The sequence below is a fragment of the Pseudomonas paraversuta genome (genome assembly GCF_904063065.1).
Classification (GTDB): Bacteria; Pseudomonadota; Gammaproteobacteria; order Pseudomonadales; family Pseudomonadaceae; genus Aquipseudomonas; species Aquipseudomonas paraversuta.
Map to the genome: position 1 here is coordinate 557,614 of NZ_CAJFCL010000002.1, position 18,859 is coordinate 576,472.

The 18,859-nt window shown below is 57.4% G+C and carries 15 protein-coding genes; 9 read left to right on the forward strand and 6 right to left on the reverse strand.

Annotated elements, in window-relative coordinates:
* The first annotated feature begins 153 nt into the window (after window positions 1–153).
* The 3 genes from JQ845_RS05670 to rarD (JQ845_RS05680) all read left to right on the forward strand — a co-directional run bounded on the left by JQ845_RS05670 (window position 154) and on the right by rarD (JQ845_RS05680) (window position 3,647).
* Window positions 154–1,467, forward strand: a complete 1,314-nt coding sequence (locus JQ845_RS05670) for an MFS transporter (RefSeq protein WP_003445458.1) — start codon at window positions 154–156, stop codon at window positions 1,465–1,467.
* A gap of 132 nt (window positions 1,468–1,599) precedes the next feature.
* On the forward strand, window positions 1,600–2,484 hold the full coding sequence (gene rarD / locus JQ845_RS05675) for an EamA family transporter RarD (protein ID WP_003445455.1): 885 nt from the start codon (window positions 1,600–1,602) through the stop codon (window positions 2,482–2,484).
* Between the two features lie 281 nt (window positions 2,485–2,765).
* Entirely contained in the window at window positions 2,766–3,647 is an 882-nt protein-coding gene (gene rarD / locus JQ845_RS05680) for an EamA family transporter RarD (RefSeq protein ID WP_003445453.1), read from the forward strand.
* 24 nt (window positions 3,648–3,671) lie between these two features.
* Here rarD (JQ845_RS05680) and JQ845_RS05685 read toward each other — a convergent pair whose 3' ends face one another.
* Window positions 3,672–4,967, reverse strand: coding sequence for an ATP-binding protein (locus JQ845_RS05685; protein WP_003445451.1), 1,296 nt, complete (start codon window positions 4,965–4,967; stop codon window positions 3,672–3,674).
* Window positions 4,968–4,971: 4 nt separating this feature from the next.
* Window positions 4,972–5,673, reverse strand: a complete 702-nt coding sequence (locus tag JQ845_RS05690; RefSeq protein WP_003445448.1) for a response regulator transcription factor — start codon at window positions 5,671–5,673, stop codon at window positions 4,972–4,974.
* Window positions 5,674–5,851: 178 nt separating this feature from the next.
* Here JQ845_RS05690 and JQ845_RS05695 point away from each other — a divergent pair, with 178 nt between their 5' ends.
* From JQ845_RS05695 to JQ845_RS05705, 3 genes are read left to right on the forward strand one after another with little or no spacing between them, the layout of a single operon-like run.
* Window positions 5,852–7,006 (forward strand): efflux RND transporter periplasmic adaptor subunit, encoded by a 1,155-nt coding sequence (locus tag JQ845_RS05695; protein ID WP_003445446.1) that lies wholly within the window; start codon window positions 5,852–5,854, stop codon window positions 7,004–7,006.
* A gap of 2 nt (window positions 7,007–7,008) precedes the next feature.
* Window positions 7,009–10,110 carry an efflux RND transporter permease subunit gene (locus JQ845_RS05700; protein WP_003445445.1) on the forward strand — a complete coding sequence of 1,034 codons (3,102 nt, stop codon included), beginning with the start codon at window positions 7,009–7,011 and terminating at the stop codon, window positions 10,108–10,110.
* Between the two features lie 56 nt (window positions 10,111–10,166).
* Complete coding sequence (locus tag JQ845_RS05705) at window positions 10,167–10,805, forward strand: DUF1345 domain-containing protein (protein ID WP_003445443.1); 639 nt, start codon at window positions 10,167–10,169, stop codon at window positions 10,803–10,805.
* A 102-nt stretch (window positions 10,806–10,907) separates the two neighbouring features.
* On the opposite strand, the gene hppD is transcribed toward JQ845_RS05705, so the two are convergent.
* Window positions 10,908–11,984: a 4-hydroxyphenylpyruvate dioxygenase gene (gene hppD, locus JQ845_RS05710; protein ID WP_203008725.1), complete on the reverse strand. Its 1,077-nt coding sequence runs from the start codon at window positions 11,982–11,984 to the stop codon at window positions 10,908–10,910.
* Window positions 11,985–12,282: 298 nt separating this feature from the next.
* Here hppD and JQ845_RS05715 point away from each other — a divergent pair, with 298 nt between their 5' ends.
* From JQ845_RS05715 to gloA, 3 genes are all read left to right on the forward strand, one after another.
* A complete protein-coding gene (locus JQ845_RS05715) occupies window positions 12,283–13,833 on the forward strand; it encodes an EAL domain-containing protein (protein ID WP_203008726.1) in 1,551 nt (516 codons plus the stop codon).
* A gap of 251 nt (window positions 13,834–14,084) precedes the next feature.
* Complete coding sequence (locus JQ845_RS05720) at window positions 14,085–14,444, forward strand: histone-like nucleoid-structuring protein, MvaT/MvaU family (protein ID WP_003445439.1); 360 nt, start codon at window positions 14,085–14,087, stop codon at window positions 14,442–14,444.
* Window positions 14,445–14,869: 425 nt separating this feature from the next.
* Window positions 14,870–15,391, forward strand: a complete 522-nt coding sequence (gloA, locus tag JQ845_RS05725; protein WP_003445437.1) for a lactoylglutathione lyase — start codon at window positions 14,870–14,872, stop codon at window positions 15,389–15,391.
* Window positions 15,392–15,444: 53 nt separating this feature from the next.
* Here gloA and ahpF read toward each other — a convergent pair whose 3' ends face one another.
* The 3 genes from ahpF to JQ845_RS05740 all read right to left on the reverse strand — a co-directional run bounded on the left by ahpF (window position 15,445) and on the right by JQ845_RS05740 (window position 18,796).
* A complete protein-coding gene (ahpF, locus tag JQ845_RS05730) occupies window positions 15,445–16,998 on the reverse strand; it encodes an alkyl hydroperoxide reductase subunit F (RefSeq protein ID WP_003445435.1) in 1,554 nt (517 codons plus the stop codon).
* A gap of 128 nt (window positions 16,999–17,126) precedes the next feature.
* The gene (ahpC, locus tag JQ845_RS05735) at window positions 17,127–17,690 is read right to left on the reverse strand and encodes an alkyl hydroperoxide reductase subunit C (RefSeq protein WP_003445433.1); all 564 of its coding nucleotides are present in this window, start codon (window positions 17,688–17,690) and stop codon (window positions 17,127–17,129) included.
* Window positions 17,691–17,857: 167 nt separating this feature from the next.
* Entirely contained in the window at window positions 17,858–18,796 is a 939-nt protein-coding gene (locus JQ845_RS05740; RefSeq protein ID WP_003445420.1) for a site-specific integrase, read from the reverse strand.
* Window positions 18,797–18,859 lie beyond the last annotated feature (63 nt).

An 18,859-nucleotide genomic window follows, 5' to 3' on the forward strand; every position in this document is an offset into this window, starting at 1 on the left:
GAAAATCCTTGTAGGCATTTGTTCACGGGCACAGGTGGCGCGGATAAAACCTGTGCAGGGGCACAAAGACAGCAGCGTTGGTGTGGCCGAGACTCAACACGCGATCAACGTTAACCTCGGATCGTGAAAAATCATAATAAAGAGAGACATAAGATGTCACAGAGCGCCGCCGCATCGCTGATCAGCGATGACGATAAAAACGCCATCTACAAACGCATCACCCTGCGTTTGATCCCCTTCATCTTCATTTGCTACCTGTTTAACTACCTGGACCGGGTAAACGTTGGCTTCGCCAAATTACAGATGCTCGACGCGCTGAAGTTCAGCGAGACGGTATACGGCCTTGGCGCCGGGATTTTCTTTATCGGCTACGTGCTGTGCGGCGTGCCGAGCAACCTGGCCCTCAGCAGATTCGGGCCACGGCGCTGGATCGCCGTAATGATGATCGGTTGGGGCCTGCTGTCGACCTGCCTGATGTTTGTCACCACCCCTGCCGGGTTTTATACCCTGCGTTTTTTCACCGGCGCGGCTGAAGCGGGGTTCTTTCCCGGGGTGGTGCTGTATCTCTCGCAGTGGTTCCCGACCTTCCGCCGCGGCCGGATCATGGCGTTGTTCATGTGTGCCATTCCGGTTTCGGGCCTGATTGGCGGCCCTTTCTCCGGCTGGATCCTTAGCCACTTTGCCGCGGGCCAGGGCGGTCTCGCCGGCTGGCAGTGGATGTTCCTGCTGCAAGGGGTGCCGACGGTTGTGCTGGGCGCACTGGCGATTTTCTTGCTCAGTGACAGTTTTGCCAACGCCAGATGGCTCGGTGCAAAAGAGCGCGCAGTGCTGGAAGCGGACCATGCCCTGGACGCCCTGAACAAACCTGCAACCACCTCCGACTCATTGCTCGCAGTATTCAAGAACCCGGCCATCTGGGCGTTCGGTCTGATTTACTTCTGCATCCAGAGCGGCGTATACGCGATCAACTTCTGGCTGCCGTCGATCATCAAGAACATGGGCTTCAGCGATACCCTGGTGATCGGCTGGATCAGCGCTATCCCCTACTTGCTGGCGGCTGTGTTCATGTTGCTGGTGGGCCGTTCTGCGGACTTGCGCAAAGAGCGCCGCTGGCATCTGGTGGTGCCTATGTTGATGGGTGCACTGGGCCTGGTGATTGCCGTCAATTTTGCAGCCCAGCCGGTGATCGCCATTCTGGGGCTGACCATCGCCACCATGGGTGCCCTGACCGGTTTGCCAATGTTCTGGCCGGTGCCGACCGCCATGCTCAGTGCCGGTGCGGCAGCGGGCGGCCTGGCGCTGATCAACTCGATGGGGCAGATGGCCGGGTTTCTCAGCCCGTACCTGGTGGGCTTTGTCAAAGACGCCACGGGCTCCACCGACGTAGCCCTGTACCTGTTGGCGGCAGTCATTGTGGGCGGCAGCCTGTTGGCGCTGCGCATGACCCGCGGCATGACTCAGGCATAAACCCCCTTGGCCTCTGCAGGAGCGAGCTCGCTCCTGCAGAGGCCAATGTGAGCAAGCCATTTGCCCTTCGGCCCGCTGAGCCTCAAGCTATGCACCTCCAATAATCAGAATGTGCGTTTCAACGAGGCTGTTGTGTCCAAAGGTATTGTCTTATCAGTTCTGGCATCGAGCCTGTTCGGTGTCATGTATTACTTCACGTCCCTGCTCTGGCCCTTGAGCGGCGCCGAAATCTTCGGCTGGCGAATGCTCCTGACCCTGCCCTGCATGACTCTGTTCATGTGCTTTTCCGGTGACTGGCGGCTGGTTCCGGTGATCGTCTCGCGGCTGCGTCAGCAACCCCGGCTGTGGGCAGTGCTGGTGGCGTCCAGCGCACTGGTGGGGGTGCAGTTGTGGCTGTTTCTGTGGGCACCGCTTAACGGCCATAGCCTCGATGTCTCGCTGGGCTACTTCCTATTGCCTCTAACCATGCTTCTTACCGGGCGCCTGGTCTATGGCGAGCAGTTATCGCATTTGCAGAAAATCGCTGCGGCTCTGGCCACCCTCGGGGTCGCCAACGAGGTGTACCGGGTCGGCGGATTTTCCTGGACCACTCTGGTGGTTGCTATCGGTTACCCGCTGTACTTCGTATTGCGCAAACGCGCAGCCACGGACAACCTCGGCGGCCTGTGGGTCGATATGCTGTTGTTGGTGCCGGTGGCCTGGTGGTTTGTGCAGAGCGGTGAGCAAGGATTCGCTGTGGCCAGCCATCGCCCGGCGCTGTATGCGCTTATTCCGCTGCTGGGGGGCATCAGCGCCCTGGCATTGATCAGCTACATTCTGGCCAGTCGCATGCTGGCATTCAGCTTGTTTGGCTTGCTCAGCTATGTAGAGCCGGTATTGCTGGTGATTGTCGCGCTGCTGCTGGGGGAAAGTATCAGCGCCGGACAATGGCTGACCTATTTGCCAATCTGGCTGGCGGTATTGGTTCTGATGTTTGAAGGCTTCAAGCATCTGGTGCGCCAACGTCGCTCGGTGTGAGGTCCGGGGGCCAGGTATGCGGGGCCTGAAAGACCTCGCAGCCTCGTGCCCCGGCAGCGACTGCCCGGTGGCGGTAGACCGTTTATCTTTTTTTTCAGAAACACGAACGCTCGTTTAAAACGACTTTGGCCCAGTATTTGCTTGGCGTTTTGTCTCTTGAGCGCACCCAACAAGAATCAGTCCCAAGTAGTTGGTTTAAAAGACATTTGCCAACGACCCTGAACAGCCTCAAGCTATGTTCCCACTCAAACGAGTAACGTTGTAGATCCATTGAGGTTGTTGTGTCTAAAGGCATTTTTCTATCGATTTTGGCTTCCTGCTTGTTCGGCGTCCTGTACTACTTCACTTCTCTTCTTTGGCCCCTTGATGGTCAGGAAATCTTCGGCTGGCGAATACTCATATCGCTGCCATTCATGACACTCTTTATCTGCCTCTCCGGCGACTGGAAATGGGTTCCCATCATTTTCAAGCGCTTAAGCGATAAACCTCTACTGATTCCTTGCGTATTGCTCACCAGCTTCCTGGTCGGCCTACAGCTGTGGATGTTCATGTGGGGGCCGCTGAACGGGCACGGTCTGGATGTGTCACTGGGATATTTCCTGCTGCCCCTGACGATGATCCTCACCGGTCGCATCGTCTACGGTGAACACCTGTCGCACCTGCAGAAAATAGCCACGGCCCTGGCCGTTATCGGCGTTGCCAACGAGTTGTACCGCACCGGCGGTTTCTCCTGGACAACCCTGGTGGTCGCCATCGGTTACCCGATGTACTTCGTACTGCGCAAAAAAATCGGTATCGACAACCTCGGCGGTCTGTGGCTGGACATGCTGTTGATGGTCCCGGTTTCGCTATGGTTCGTGATGGCAGGCCCCCATGTAGATCTGGGCGCCCAGCGCGAGGCCCTGTATGCACTGGTGCCGCTGATGGGGATTATCAGTGCAGCAGCAGGCTTTGCTTACATCCTGGCCAGTCGCCTGTTGCCGTTCAGCCTGTTTGGCCTGCTCAGCTATGTCGAGCCGGTGCTGCTGGTAGCCGTGGCCCTGTTGCTCGGTGACAGTCTTGAAGAGGGTCAGTGGCTGACCTATGGTCCGATCTGGCTCGCGGTGGTGGTGCTGATCATCGAAGGCCTCAAGCATGTGAGCCGCCAGCGCCGCTCTATCTGAGCCGCGCAGCAATGACCGGCTTCATTAACCGGGCAACCATAATTTGAAGCGGGCACCACCCAAGGGTGATTGCTCCACGCTCAAACTGCCGCCCTGGGCTTCCAGGGCGCGTCGACTGATTGCCAGCCCCAGACCAAAACCTCCCGTTGCCCGATCCCGACTGCGGTCCAGACGATAGAACGGCTCGAAAATCCGTTCGCGTTCGGGCTCCGGTATGCCGATGCCATCGTCGTCGACCCATAGTTCGCAGCCCTGTGGCGTTACGTTTACGCCCACCTGAATTCGGCGATCACAGTAGCGCATGGCATTGCGCAACAGGTTTTGCAGGGCCCGGGCGGTGAGGCGCGGGTCAAGGGCAAAGCGCTGTTGAGTCCCGTGCAGGCGCACATCCAGCACTATGTCGGGGGTCTCCAGTTCTTCATCAAAACTGCCGAGGATGCTGTCGATAAATTCGTCCAGCGATACCTCGACCCGCTCCGGTGCCAGCCGGGGATTCTGCAGGCGACTGAAAGACAACAGCTCCAGTACCAGCTCATCCAGTTCACGAATGTGTCCGACCAGTAATTGCAGGCGTTCGCGGCTGGCCTCGGGCAGGTCGTCGCACAGTACCAGGGCCAGACCGAAGTCCAGTCGCGTCAGGGGTGTACGCAACTCATGGGAAACTGCGTTCAGCAGGTCGCGCTGCTGATTGAGCAGGCTTTCAACGTCCTGGGCCATGGTGTCAAACACCGTGGCCAGGGCATAAATGTTTGAACGCGGTGAAATTTGCGTGCGCTCGCTCAACTGTCCCTGGCCAATGCGCGCCGCGGTGTGTTTCAGACGCTCCAGGTCGCGCCAGTGCGGGCGCATCCAGAGCAGCAAGCCGCCGAGCAAGGCAGCGCCGATCAAGACGTTGATACCCCAGTACAACAGATTCATTTCCAGCGGATCAGGGGGCATCACCCACTCGATGGCCTGCTCCCGGTTCAGCGGCGAGACCACCAGGGTGCGCCAGCCCCAGTCGCCGATGCGTATCACGCCCTGCCCTTGCTGCAGCTGGTGTTGCTCCTTGGGGGTGAACTTGGGGTCGTTGATGGGCAGCAAGTTGACGCGTATGGGTTTGAACTGGGCGTCCAGATCCCGGGCAAGGTCCGGCCACTGCCCGACGGGGAGTTGCTGAAACTGTTTGACCAGCAGGGTCTGCATGCCCCGCGACATATCGGCGTTGTAGCTGACGAAACGCTCATGGAACAGCGTCACCACCAGTTCAGGCACGGCATAGATGGCAGCAGCAAAGGTAACCGTCGTTACCAGATACAAACGAAGCAGGAGCTTGAACATGGGCTCAACATTCCCACTCGGAGCGGCTGAACAGGTAGCCCTTGCCCCATACGGTCTTGATCTTGCGCGCTTCGCCGGCGCAGTCGTCGAACTTGCGCCGCAACTTGGAGATGGCCACGTCCACCGAGCGGTCGGTGCCATTGAACTCGATACCGCGCAAACGCTGGAGGATTTGATCGCGACTCAACACTTCTCCGGCATGCCGGGCCAGTACCACCAGCAGGTTGTATTCGCCGCTGGACAATTCAATGCCCTGTTCGCGCCAGGTCACGGTACGTTCCGACAGGTCGATGCAGAGGTTGCCGATAATGATCCGGTCACTGGCCACGTGGGGTTCGACCAGGCTGCTGCGACGCAACAAAGTACGAACCCGGGCCAGCAGCACACGGGGGTCGCAAGGTTTTGTCACATAATCGTCGGCGCCCATCTCTAGCCCCAGCACCTGATCATGGCTATCGTCGCGCGCTGTCAACATCAGGATCGGCAAACTTGCCGAGTCGGCTCGCAACAAACGGCAGACTTGCAGGCCATCAAGACCCGGTAACATCAGGTCAAGAATAACCAGATCAGGTGGATTGCTTTTTGCGCGCTCACGGACTTGATCGCCTCGGGCAATCACGCTGACCTGGTAACCGTTGCGCTCCAGATAGCTGGCAATCAGCTCCGAGAGGGCAGCGTCGTCTTCGACCAGCAAAATAGTGGGCATAATAAATGCTTACAACCAGGGGAAAACCCGAAGGATATACAACCTCACATGGATAGGCGCACAACCTTCACACTTTTTCACATACCACCTACACAGCTTCACAACGCCCCTTGCGTGCTGCCCTTAGCATGCAGGAGCACTTACAGAAATATCCCGCATATATAAGAAGGCACGATCGTTGAAAAAGCTCTTCGCCCCCCTCTGCCTCTCGGCACTGGCTCTGACCCTCAGTGCCTGTGATAAAAGCCCGGTCGCCGAGACCAAGGCTCCTTTGGCCAAAGTTCGCACCGAAGTCATTGCCACCGCGCCCCTGTCGATCAATAACGAACTCAGTGGCCGGGTGGTTGCCCCGCGCGTGGCGCAAGTCAGTGCCCGGGTCGCCGGAGTGGTATTGAAGCGGATGTATACCGAAGGCAGTGAAGTCAAACAGGGTGAGGTGCTGTTCCTGATTGATCCCGCGCCGTTCAAGGCAGATCTGGACAGCGCCCAGGCAGCCCTGAGCAAATCCAGAGCACTTGCCATGCAGGCCAAACTTCAGGATCAGCGTTACAGCGAGCTGGTTGAAAGTAACGCCATCAGTCGTCAGGACTATGACAATGCCCGGGCCCAGGCCCAGCAGGCCGATGCCGATGTGGCTGCCAATCAGGCCGCCGTGCGCCGCGCCCAGTTGAACCTGGGGTATGCCACTGTTACGGCGCCGATCTCCGGGCGCATTGGCCGGGCACTGGTGACTGAAGGCGCCCTGGTGGGCCAGGGCGAAGTCACCCCGCTGGCCCGTATTCAGCAACTGAACCCGATCCATGTCGACCTTACTCAGTCCACCCGCGACCTCGACAATCTGCGCGAGTCATTCCGCGCCGGCGAGTTGCAGCAGGTGGGCAAGAACCAGGCCCGGGCCACGCTGATCCGTGATAACGGCAGCCTTTATCCGCTGCCCGGCAAGTTGCTGTTCACCGACGTGAGTGTTGATCCAAGTACCGGACAGATCATTTTGCGCAGCGAGTTCCCGAATCCGGATTACGATTTGCTGCCCGGCAGCTTTGTCCGTGTGCGCCTGGAGCAGGCGGTCAACAAAGAAGCCATCAGCGTGCCCCAGCGGGCGATTTTGCGAGACAGTGCCGGGGTTGCCCAAGTGTTGTTGCTGGATGCGGATAACCGCGTCAAACAGCAGCCGGTACAACTGGGCAGCGTTCAGAACGATCGCTGGATCGTCAATGCCGGCCTCAAGGCTGGTGACCGTATTGTGATTGAAGGTTTGCAGCATGCCCGTGCGGGTGAGCAAGTGCAGATCGACGATCCGAAACTCCCTCTCGCACACTCCACGGATCAGTGAGCATGCCGCAGTTCTTTATCGACCGCCCGGTCTTTGCCTGGGTCGTTGCGTTGTTTATCGTGCTGGCCGGGGCTTTGGCCATTCCGCAATTGCCGGTTGCCAAATACCCGGTGGTCGCCCCGCCACAGGTTGAGGTCTATGCGGTGTACCCCGGCGCATCGGCACAAACCCTGGACGAAAGCGTGGTCAGCCTGATCGAGCAGGAGCTCAACGGTACTGACGGCCTGCTGTATTTCGAATCCCAGAGCAGCCTGGGCAGCGCCAGTATCACCGCGACGTTCAAGCCCGGTACCGATCCGGAGATGGCGCAGGTCGATGTCCAGAACCGTCTCAAGACCGTTGAGTCGCGCCTGCCCCAGGCAGTGATTCAACAAGGCTTGCAGGTGGAGAAGATTTCCTCGGGCTTCCTGATGCTGGTGACCCTGACAGCCAGCAAGGACAGCAACCTCGACGAAGTTGCGCTCAGCGATTATCTGGCGCGCAACGTGATGAACGAAATCAAGCGCGTGGAGGGTGTCGGCAAGGCCCAGCTATATGGCGCCGAACGGGCGATGCGGATCTGGATCAACCCGCAGAAGCTGATCGGTTTCAACCTCACGACCACTGACGTGAATAATGCCATTGCCAGTCAGAATGCCCAGGTTGCCGCCGGCAGCATCGGCGACTTGCCAGGCAGCAAGACCCAGGAAATCACTGCCACGGTGCTGGTCAAGGGTCAGCTGTCAAGCCCGCAGGAGTTTGCCGATATTGTCCTGCGCGCCAATCCGGACGGCTCTACCGTACGTATTGGCGATGTTGCACGGGTCGAGATCGGTAGCCAGGAGTATCAATACGGCACCCGCCTCAACGGCAAGTCGGCCAGTGCATTCAGCGTGAAACTGGCGCCCGAGGCCAACGCCTTGAGTACCGGTAACCTGATCCGCGCCAAGATGGATGAACTGAGCCGCTATTTCCCGGCAGGCGTTGAATACTCCATTCCCTATGACACCACACCCTTCGTCAAGGTCTCGATCACCAAAGTGATCTACACCCTGGTCGAGGCCATGATCCTGGTGTTTGCGGTGATGTATCTGTTCCTGCAGAACATGCGCTACACCCTGATCCCGACCCTGGTGGTGCCGGTGGCCTTGATGGGCACCTTTGCCACCATGCTGGTGATGGGGTTCTCGATCAACGTGCTGACCATGTTCGGCATGGTGCTGGCCATCGGCATTCTGGTGGACGATGCGATTGTCGTGGTGGAAAACGTCGAGCGGATCATGGTCAGCGAGGGGCTGTCGCCGCGCGACGCCACCCGCAAGGCCATGACCCAGATCAGCGGTGCCATTATCGGCATCACCCTGGTGCTGGTGGCGGTGTTTATCCCCATGGCGTTCATGCCGGGCTCGGTGGGCATCATTTACCAGCAGTTCTCGGTGTCGATGGCCACTTCGATTCTGTTCTCGGCATTTTTGGCCCTGTCACTGACCCCGGCCCTGTGCGCGACCCTGCTCAAGCCGATCGCCAAGGGCGAGCACCATGCCAAGGGCGGGTTCTTTGGCTGGTTCAACCGCAAGTTCGAACACCTGTCACAGGGATACGAGCACTGGGTTGTGCACCTGATCAAGCGCAGTGGCCGCTATCTGTTGCTGTACGGCGCGCTGCTGGTGGTGCTGGTGGTGCTTTTTGCCCGCCTGCCCTCCTCGTTTTTGCCGGTTGAAGACCAGGGCTACATCATCACTGATATCCAGTTGCCGCCGGGTGCCAGCCAGAACCGCACAATCAAGGTGGCCGAGCAGATCGAGGCGCACAACGCCAGCGAGCCCGGCATTGGCAACACCACGATGATTCTGGGCTTCAGCTTTTCCGGTAACGGACAGAACGCGGCCCTGGCCTTTACCACCCTTGAAGACTGGTCTGAACGCGGCGCCAAGGACTCGGCTTCGGCCATCGCCGAACGGGCCAACGCCGTGTTTGGCGAACTCAAGGATGCAATAGCCTTCGCTATCCTGCCGCCGCCAGTCAGTGGTCTGGGGACCTCCAGCGGTTTTGAGTTCCGCCTGCAGGACCGTGGCAGCGTCGGCTATGACGCACTGATGCAGGCCCGTAGCGAATTTCTGGCTCTGGCCGAGAAGAGTCCGGTACTGGCCAACGTGCGCGAAAGCGCGCTGGCTGAAAGCCCGCAAGTGCAACTTGAAGTCGACCGCAAACGCGCCAATGCCCTGGGGGTCTCGTTCGCTGACATTGGCGACGTACTGTCGACGGCCGTGGGCTCGGCCTACGTCAATGATTTCCCGAACCAGGGGCGCATGCAGCGGGTTGTGGTGCAGGCAGAGGGTGATCAGCGCAGTCAGGTTGAAGACTTGCTGAAGATCAATGTGCGCAACAACCTGGGGAAAATGGTGCCGCTCTCGGCCTTTGTCGAAGCCCGCTGGATTCAGGGGCCGGCGCAACTGACGCGTTATAACGGCTACCCGGCCATCAGTATTTCCGGTGAGTCAGCCCCCGGGCGCAGTACCGGCGAGGCAATGATCGAGGTTCAGCGTCTGGTGGATCAGTTGCCTGCCGGGCTGGGTCTGGAGTGGACCGGTTTGTCCCTGCAGGAAAAGCTGTCCGGAGCCCAGGCCCCGATTTTGCTGGGCTTGTCGTTGCTGTTCGTGTTCCTGTGCCTGGCCGCCTTGTATGAAAGCTGGTCGATTCCGACTGCGGTCTTGCTGGTCGTACCCCTGGGTGTACTCGGGGCCGTATTGGCCGTGACGTTGCGCGGGATGCCCAATGATGTGTTCTTCAAGGTTGGCTTGATCACCATCATTGGCCTGTCGGCGAAAAACGCCATTCTGATCATCGAGTTTGCCAAGACCCTGTATGACGAAGGGCATGATCTGGTAGATGCCACGGTGCAAGCCGCACGCCTGCGCTTGCGGCCGATTGTGATGACCTCACTGGCCTTCGTTCTCGGGGTGGTGCCTCTGGCGATTGCCACCGGGGCCAGTTCGGCCAGTCAACAGGCCATCGGTACCGGGGTAATTGGCGGCATGATCGTCGCCACCCTGGCCGTGGTGTTTGTACCGGTGTTCTTTGTGGTGGTGATGAAACTGGTAAGAAGCAAGCCGCGCCAGCTGTAACAGGTTCTGCCCGTGGTAAGGTGCTGCATCAATTAGTAACAGGGATTGTCTTGTCGATGTCGCACCTTGCCCGCACTCACCCTCGCCTGACCGTTGCCACCTTGCTTGGGGTCGCGGTCGGCATCTTTGCTCCCGCTGCAACCCTGACGACCAAGTTCTTGCTGGGCTGGAATGTCTGTGTCTGGTTGTATCTGGGATTGACCCTGTGGCTGGTGATTCGCTCCGCAGCCAGCGACGTGAAAAGCACCGCCGAAGTCGAAGATGAAAATGCCAGCATGGTGTTGTTCACCGTTTGCATCGCCGCCATTGCCAGTCTGGCGGCCATCACCCTCGAGCTGTCAGGCAATAGCAAACTCGATCAATCCGAGCAACTGATGCACTACGGGTTTACCGGGCTGACGGTGGTGGGGTCGTGGCTGATGATCGGGGTGATTTTCAGCCTGCACTATGCGCGGCTGTTTTATAACAATGAGGGGCCGGAGCCGGCCTTGCGTTTTCCGGAGGGGGAGCTGAACCCGGATTACTGGGATTTTCTGTACTTCTCTTTCACCCTCAGCGTTGCGGTACAGACGTCCGACGTGTGCATCGCTACCCGTGAGATGCGCAAAGCCGTGCTGGTGCATTCGCTGTTAGGCTTTTTGTTCAACACTGCGGTACTGGGCTTCTCGATCAATATTGCGGCGGGATTGTTTTAAGTAACCGAACTGTTGGAGCCGGCCTGCGATGCAGTCCATGCGGTGTTACTGGTGAACCGCAGACTGCCATCGCTGGCAAGCCAGCCCCTACAGGATGGATGTTTAATCGGTGCTCAACACGCCACGGCGCACCTGGTCGCGTTCGATGGACTCAAACAACGCCTTGAAGTTGCCTTCGCCGAATCCGTCATCACCCTTGCGCTGGATGAACTCGAAGAACACCGGCCCCATCAGGGTTTCCGAGAAGATTTGCAGCAACAAGCGCTTGTCACCCGGCTCGGAAGAGCCATCCAGCAAAATGCCCCGCGACTGCAGCTGATCTACCGGTTCGCCGTGATCAGGCAGACGGCCTTCGAGCATTTCATAGTAGGTGTCGGGCGGCGCGGTCATGAAGCGCATGCCTATGCCCTTCAGTGCGTCCCAGGTCTTGATCAGGTCGTCACACAGGAAGGCCACATGCTGGATGCCTTCACCGTTGAACTGCATCAGGAACTCTTCGATCTGCCCTGCGCCTTTGGATGATTCTTCATTCAAAGGAATGCGGATCATGCCGTCCGGTGCGGTCATTGCCTTGGAGGTCAGGCCGGTGTATTCACCCTTGATATCGAAGTAGCGAATTTCACGGAAATTGAACAGCTTCTCGTAGAAGTTGGCCCAATAGGCCATGCGCCCGCGATAAACGTTGTGGGTCAGGTGGTCGATGATTTTCAGGCCGGCTCCCACCGGATGACGATCAACACCTTCAATGAACACGAAATCGATGTCGTAGATCGAGCTGCCTTCGCCGTAGCGATCAATCAAGTACAGTGGCGCGCCACCGATACCCTTGATTGCCGGCAGGTTCAGCTCCATGGGGCCGGTGGGAATTTCGATGGGTTGCGCACCCAGTTCCAGCGCCCGGGAAAATGCCTGTTGCGCATTGCGCACGCGGAAGGCCATACCGCACACCGAAGGACCGTGCTCTGCGGCAAAATAAGAAGCTACGCTATGGGGCTCATTGTTGAGGATCAGATTGATCTCGCCCTGGCGATACAGGTGCACGTCTTTGGAACGGTGGCTGGCCACCTTGGTGAAGCCCATAATTTGAAAAATGGGTTCGAGGGTGTTGGGTACCGGGGACGCGAATTCGATGAATTCAAAGCCCATCAGGCCCATTGGGTTTGCGTATAGATCGGCCATTTTGGCGCCTCATCATGGTCATTTTTAGAATTAACAGAAGGTTATTTGCTAAGAATGCTGAGGCTGACGGGAGGCGCGCACGAGATCCCGCGTACACTGCGAGCCAGGAAATCGCCGTAGATCAATTGGAACCCGAATATCTTCATTTCGACCCATCTCTTACGCGGAGGGGCTTCTGCTGGCAGAAGTCATTATTCTTGTATGCGTAAGCCGATTCTACATGGCGTAATCCGGTTTGTCTTACATCATGTTAACCAGCTGTCTTTAATCAGCCTTTACCCATAGCCCAGGATATGCAATGCCATTAACGCTGAAGTCGACCCGCAAATGGACTGATCGCTATGCGTTGGTTCTGCTCAGTGGATTGCTGCCCGTGGTACTCGGCATGTTTATTATTTTTTGGCAGGCCAATCGAGCCCTGGAGTTTGAGGCCACCCACACCGCGCAAGAAGCCATTCGCCAGTTTGACTTGATGCTCGACAATGCCGCACAGGCAGCCGATGTGATGCTGCCGATGGCGGGGCGCGATTGCGCCCAGGTGGAGCTGGCGTTGCGTGACCAGGTGACGCGCCGGCCTTTCGTGCGCGCGGTGAACATGGTGTGGGACAACCTGATTTATTGCACCTCCCTGTTCGGCCCCTTCAAAGAAATCGTAAACCCGGATGAATATGCCAAAGGCGAGCTCAAGCTGATGGCCGGCAATCCGGTAACGCCCAACGACCCGTTGCTGGTCTACAGGCGCGAGGAAGGCAAAGCAGGGGTGCTGGTCAGCCTGTATGGCGCACATCTGGTCAATGTTTTGGGCTTGATCAATCAGTACACGCAATTACTGATTCAAGTGGGCAGTGATTCGATCGATAAGTATGGCCAGGTGCGTGATGCTCCGGCCGAGCCTTTTCCGGTGGCACAAGTCAGTGTCGCCTCCACCCAGTACCCCTACCAGGTTGTTGCGGGATTCGGCCCCGGAACGGTCGGGCGTTTTGTATGGGCGCGATACACCGGACTGATGGGCTTGTTTGTATTTTTGGGGCTGGTGTCTGCTTTAACGGTGCACTGGTTAAATAAGCGCTCATCTTCACCCACCCATGAATTGCAGCGGGGTCTGGACGCGGCAGAGTTTATTCCTTACTTCCAGCCGGTCGTACGCAGCGATACTAAGCAATGGGCCGGAGCCGAAGTGTTGATGCGCTGGCAGCATCCCAGAGAAGGACTGGTACGTCCTGACTTGTTTATTCCGTTTGCCGAACACTCGAGCCTGATAGTGCCAATGACCCGCTCGCTGATGCAGCAAACTGCCCGGCTACTGGCGCCCCATGCCTCCAGCATGGAGCCCGGCTTCCATATAGGCTTCAATATCGCGGCCAGCCATTGTCAAAACCTTGAACTAATTGATGATTGCCGCGAGTTCCTGGACGCTTTCCCGGCAGGGCAAATCACCCTGGTTCTGGAACTGACCGAACGCGAGTTGATTGTGCCCACGGCAATCACCCATCAATTATTCTCGGCACTCCATAGCCTGGGCGTGATGATTGCCCTTGATGATTTTGGCACCGGCCATTCGAGCCTGAGTTACTTGCATGAGTTCAACATTGATTACTTGAAAATCGATCAAAGTTTTGTCGCAATGATCGGCGTGGACGCCCTGTCCAGACACATTCTCGACAGTATTATCGAGCTCAGTGCAAAACTGGACCTGGGAATAGTCGCCGAAGGGATTGAAACACAAGAACAAAGCGACTATCTGGCGTCTAAAGGGGTGGTGTTTTTACAAGGTTATCTGTTCGCCCGCCCCTTGCCCGCCCCTGACTTCATCAAATCTTTAGTGGCGCGCCCTGCACCGACGCAATAAATACTTGCCTCTATGAACCTGCCCCCTTCGGGGCAAAGTCTTTTGTTAATTGTGCGGGTTCATGGCTTGGCAGTGTGACAATTAACAACTACAATTTTTTCGATTGTTTAAAGGTTGTCACGTTATTTAAAAAGGTCATGGACGGTGTTCAGGTGTTCAAGGTACTGGACCCGGCCCCTGCCCCATGCACTTCAATCATCATTAAAACACTCCGGCTCTCCAAGGCCGGACCAGTGAATGGAGTAATGACTTTGTCCAGACTCGCTGAATTTCGCGCTGCTGAGAAAGCACTTAAAGAGCAGATCGCCCAGCTCGAAGCATTGAAAAATAACGCCGGACTTAAAAGAGAAATTGAGTTTGAGCAAAAACTCAAAGACTTGATGAAGTTCTATGGCAAGAACCTTCGGGACATTATTGCCATTCTTGACCCCGGCACGGTTGCACCCAGGTCCGGTGCCGCCCCCAAACAACGCAAGGCCCGCGTACTTAAGGTTTATCAAAACCCGCATACCGGTGAACTTATCGAAACTAAAGGCGGCAACCACCATGGCTTGAAGGCATGGAAAGAACAATACGGTGCCAGCACCGTGGATTCATGGTTGCGTCATTAAAGTCTGCGCCCAATAAAAAGCCCTGCCCATGCAGGGCTTTTTATTGGGCGGCAATATCACGGGAGCCAGATGTACGGAATGATACAAGTCAATAATTCAACACAGTCCCGTGCCCATCTCTGGCGCCGACCGCAGCTTTACCAGGCGCGACAGCCATGAAAGCTCCGGGGCGGACAGACAGTCTTCAAATAACAGGTCCTTTCACAGATTTTTCACACCAATGGTCACAGGATGGGGGCTGCTAAAGGACTAGCGCCCCATGCCCGCTTCGGCGGGCTTCTTTTTGCCCGGAATTTGCCAAGACCCGCCGCGCTGATGCCTGCCCCGGCTGAAAACGGGTTTGGCGCAAGCCACCGGATTCCGTATCATTCGCCCATCACGCTCACCGTAGCGACCGATCACCACGTATCACTTTCGGAGGGTTCATGAGCCTGCAAGACCTGAACAACATCCCTGGCGTCACTGGCGAACCAGACAGCGCTACCCAGAATTTTGTCTTCAACCACACCATGCTCCGCGTCAAGGACATCCATAAGTCCCTGGATTTCTATACCCGGGTGCTGGGCTTCTCGCTGGTTGAAAAGCGCGACTTCCCGGAAGCCGAATTCAGCCTGTATTTCCTGGCGCTGGTTGATAAGGCACAGATCCCGGCTGACGATGCCGCCCGTACCCTGTGGATGAAGTCGATTCCCGGCATTCTGGAACTGACCCACAACCACGGTTCGGAAACCGACGACAGCGTTGTCTACCACAACGGCAACACTGACCCGCGCGGCTTTGGCCACATTTGCATCTCGGTGCCGGACATCGTTGCCGCCTGCGAACGCTTCGAGGCGCTGGGTGTGGACTTCCAGAAGCGCCTGACTGACGGGCGCATGAAGTCGCTGGCATTTATCAAAGACCCGGACGGCTACTGGGTCGAGATTATCCAGCCGCAACCGATGTAAACCGGATGCAAAAAAAACCCATGATCGCTCATGGGTTTTTTTGTTTCAGCCGGTTATTCCGAGCGGATCAGGTGATCAAAAGCACTCAGCGAAGCTTTCGCACCCTCGCCCACCGCAATCACGATCTGCTTGTATGGCACGGTAGTGACGTCGCCGGCGGCAAAGATGCCGGGGATGCTGGTTTCACCACGGGCATCAACCACGATCTCGCCGCGAGGTGAAAGCTCGATCGTACCTTTAAGCCAGTCAGTGTTCGGCAGCAAGCCGATCTGGACAAAAATCCCTTCCAGCTCGACGTGGTGCAACTCGTCTGTGGCCCGATCCTTGTAACGCAGACCATTGACCTTCTGACCGTCGCCTGTGACTTCGGTGGTCAGGGCATTGGTAATCACGGTTACGTTCGGCAAGCTGTTGAGCTTGCGCTGCAACACCGCATCGGCCCGCAGTTTGGTATCGAACTCAAGCAGGGTGACGTGAGAAACGATACCCGCCAGGTCGATTGCCGCTTCAACACCCGAGTTGCCACCGCCGATAACTGCAACGCGCTTGCCTTTGAACAGCGGGCCGTCACAGTGCGGGCAGTAAGCGACGCCACGGCTACGGTATTCCTGCTCGCCGGGTACATTCATCTCTCTCCAGCGGGCACCGGTTGCCAGAATCACGGTCTTGGCTTTCAGCGAGGCACCACTGGCAAATTTCACCTCATGCAACTCGCCCGCCTTGCCCGGCAGCAGCTTGTCGGCACGCTGCAGGTTCATGATGTCGACGTCGTATTGCTTGACGTGTTCTTCAAGGGCGGTGGCCAGCTTTGGCCCTTCAGTTTCCTGCACCGAGATAAAGTTCTCGATGGCCATGGTATCCAGCACCTGGCCGCCAAAGCGTTCAGCGGCGACGCCGGTACGAATGCCTTTACGTGCCGCATAAATGGCAGCCGCTGCGCCGGCCGGACCACCGCCTATGACCAGCACATCAAACGCCTCTTTGGCGCTGATTTTTTCGGCCTGACGCTCGATGGCGCCGGTGTCCAGCTTGCCGAGAATTTCTTCCAGACCCATACGGCCCTGGCCGAAGTTCACGCCGTTCAAGTAAACACTGGGAACTGCCATCACCTGACGTTCGGTGACTTCGTCCTGGAACAGCGCGCCGTCAATCGCCACGTGGCGAATGTTCGGGTTCAATACAGCCATCAGGTTCAGCGCCTGCACCACATCCGGACAGTTCTGGCATGACAGCGAGAAATAAGTCTCGAAGTTGAACTCGCCCTTGAGGGCGCGGATCTGTTCAATCACTTCAGGACTGGCTTTCGATGGGTGGCCGCCGACTTGCAGCAAGGCCAGCACCAGCGAAGTAAATTCGTGGCCCATTGGGATGCCTGCGAAACGCAGGCTGATATCGCCGCCCGGGCGGTTCAACGAAAACGAAGGCTTGCGCGCATCGGTACCGTTGTCCAGCAAGGTAATCATGCTGGAAAGGCTGGCGATTTCTTTCAACAAGTCATGCATTTCACGGGATTTCGCACCGTCGTCGAGGGAAGCAACGATCTCGATCGGCTGGGTAACCCGCTCCAGGTATGACTTCAACTGTGCTTTTAGATTGGCGTCCAACATACGGGCGATCTCCTTTGACCTTTAATACTGTGTAAAAAAAACGCCCGAGCGAATGTCGCCCGGGCGTTTTGAGGGCGATGCTGCGTGCAACTCAGGTGCGGGTCACCGCCCTTGGCTGGCTCACAGGCTTAGATCTTGCCGACCAGGTCGAGCGATGGAGCGAGGGTGGATTCACCTTCTTTCCATTTGGCCGGGCAAACTTCACCCGGGTGAGCAGCAACGTACTGGGCTGCCTTGATTTTGCGCAGCAGCTCGGAAGCGTCACGACCAACGCCGCCATCGTTCAGCTCGACGATTTTGATCTGACCTTCAGGGTTGATCACGAAAGTACCGCGGTCAGCCAGGCCTGCTTCTTCGATCAGTACGTCGAAGTTGCGGGAGATGGTCAGCGTAGGGTCGCCGATCATGGTGTACTGGATTTTGCCGATGGCTGGCGAAGTGTTGTGCCAGGCAGCGTGAGCAAAGTGGGTGTCAGTGGACACGCTGTAGATTTCCACGCCGAGTTTTTTGAACTCTTCGTAGTTGTCAGCCAGGTCTTCCAGTTCGGTCGGGCAAACAAAAGTGAAGTCGGCCGGGTAGAAGAAAACGACAGACCACTTGCCTTTCAGGTCAGCGTCCGACACTTCCACGAAGCTGCCGTTTTTGTATGCAGTAGCTTTGAACGGTTTTACATGGCTGTTGATGATAGGCATCGTTGTCTCTCCGTCAGGGTTGAAAAGTTGATGGGGTGAATCCTAACAACTCATTTCGTATCTGGCTCATTGGCAAAGCTGATGCTGACGATTGGTTTTAGCTATCAGGTGAGCCTATAGATAGTAGAAAACCAAATAGGGGCCACCTTGCGCCATTTCAACCCTCGTCAGACATCGATAACTTTTTGCGCGGTAATGCTCATCCCCGTAAACGGGGTCGCTTCAACATAGCGCATGGCGGACTTTACGTCCTTCCAGCCGACGTAATTCATCAGCGACTTCAAATCCCAGCCACTTTGATGGGCCCATGTTGCAAAACCGCGACGCAGCGAGTGGCTGGTGTATTGCTCTGCAGCAATACCCGCGCGTTCCAGGGCCTGGCGCAGCAGCGCAATTACGCTGTTGGCGTGCAACCCCTCCTCCCCCAGGTTGCCCCAGCGGTCTATGCCACGAAACACCGGGCCGCGGACCAGCGCCGAGGTATTGAGCCACTCAATGTAGGCCCGCACCGGGCATAACCGCAGCAAGGCCGGGGTCTGAAAGGTCTTGCCCAGATTGTCGCGGTCACTTTTGCTGCGCGGCAGGTACAGGGTGATGCCGGAGCCTGGCACCGCTTGCACATGCTCGATCTGCAAGCGGCACAGCTCGTCACTGCGAAACCCGCGCCAGAACCCCAGCAGAATCAGAGCCGCATCCCGTCGTGCTCGCAGCAGTGCAGGCTGATCGGCATTGGCTTGCGCCGCCCGGGCCTCACTTTCGAGCCAGTCGACCACCTGCTCCAGGTGCTGCAATTGCAACGGCTCAGCCTGCTTCTCCTGTACCGGGTGCAAGGCCCTGATGCCCTTGAACACTTTGCGCACCACCGGCGCCTTGGTCGGGTCGGCAAACCCCTGGCTGTTATGCCACTGGGCAATGGCCGACAGGCGCAACTTGAGCGTGTTGATTGAGAGCTGGCCGGCGTGAGCCACCAGGTAGCGGGCCACGCTGTCGCTGGTGGCAGGCAGGAACCCGCCCCAGGTGACTTCGAAGTGTTCGATGGCGGCCCGATAACTGCGGCGGGTGTTATCGCGGGTCGCGGCGTTTAAGTAGCGATCCAGCTCGCTCATGGGCAGTTCTCTTGATTGGCGTACTGAAAACGGGCCTTAAAAGCAGTTCCAAGGCTCTAACAC

Excerpts from the sequence above, each read along its gene's own strand:
- JQ845_RS05670 (WP_003445458.1), top strand. The coding sequence starts at position 154 with ATGTCACAGAGCGCCGCCGCATCGCTGATCAGCGATGACGATAAAAAC.
- JQ845_RS05685 (WP_003445451.1), bottom strand. The coding sequence starts at position 4,967 with ATGTTCAAGCTCCTGCTTCGTTTGTATCTGGTAACGACGGTTACCTTT.
- JQ845_RS05690 (WP_003445448.1), bottom strand. The coding sequence starts at position 5,673 with ATGCCCACTATTTTGCTGGTCGAAGACGACGCTGCCCTCTCGGAGCTG.
- JQ845_RS05700 (WP_003445445.1), top strand. The coding sequence starts at position 7,009 with ATGCCGCAGTTCTTTATCGACCGCCCGGTCTTTGCCTGGGTCGTTGCG.
- JQ845_RS05705 (WP_003445443.1), top strand. The coding sequence starts at position 10,167 with ATGTCGCACCTTGCCCGCACTCACCCTCGCCTGACCGTTGCCACCTTG.
- hppD (WP_203008725.1), bottom strand. The coding sequence starts at position 11,984 with ATGGCCGATCTATACGCAAACCCAATGGGCCTGATGGGCTTTGAATTC.
- JQ845_RS05715 (WP_203008726.1), top strand. The coding sequence starts at position 12,283 with ATGCCATTAACGCTGAAGTCGACCCGCAAATGGACTGATCGCTATGCG.
- gloA (WP_003445437.1), top strand. The coding sequence starts at position 14,870 with ATGAGCCTGCAAGACCTGAACAACATCCCTGGCGTCACTGGCGAACCA.
- ahpF (WP_003445435.1), bottom strand. The coding sequence starts at position 16,998 with ATGTTGGACGCCAATCTAAAAGCACAGTTGAAGTCATACCTGGAGCGG.
- ahpC (WP_003445433.1), bottom strand. The coding sequence starts at position 17,690 with ATGCCTATCATCAACAGCCATGTAAAACCGTTCAAAGCTACTGCATAC.
- JQ845_RS05740 (WP_003445420.1), bottom strand. The coding sequence starts at position 18,796 with ATGAGCGAGCTGGATCGCTACTTAAACGCCGCGACCCGCGATAACACC.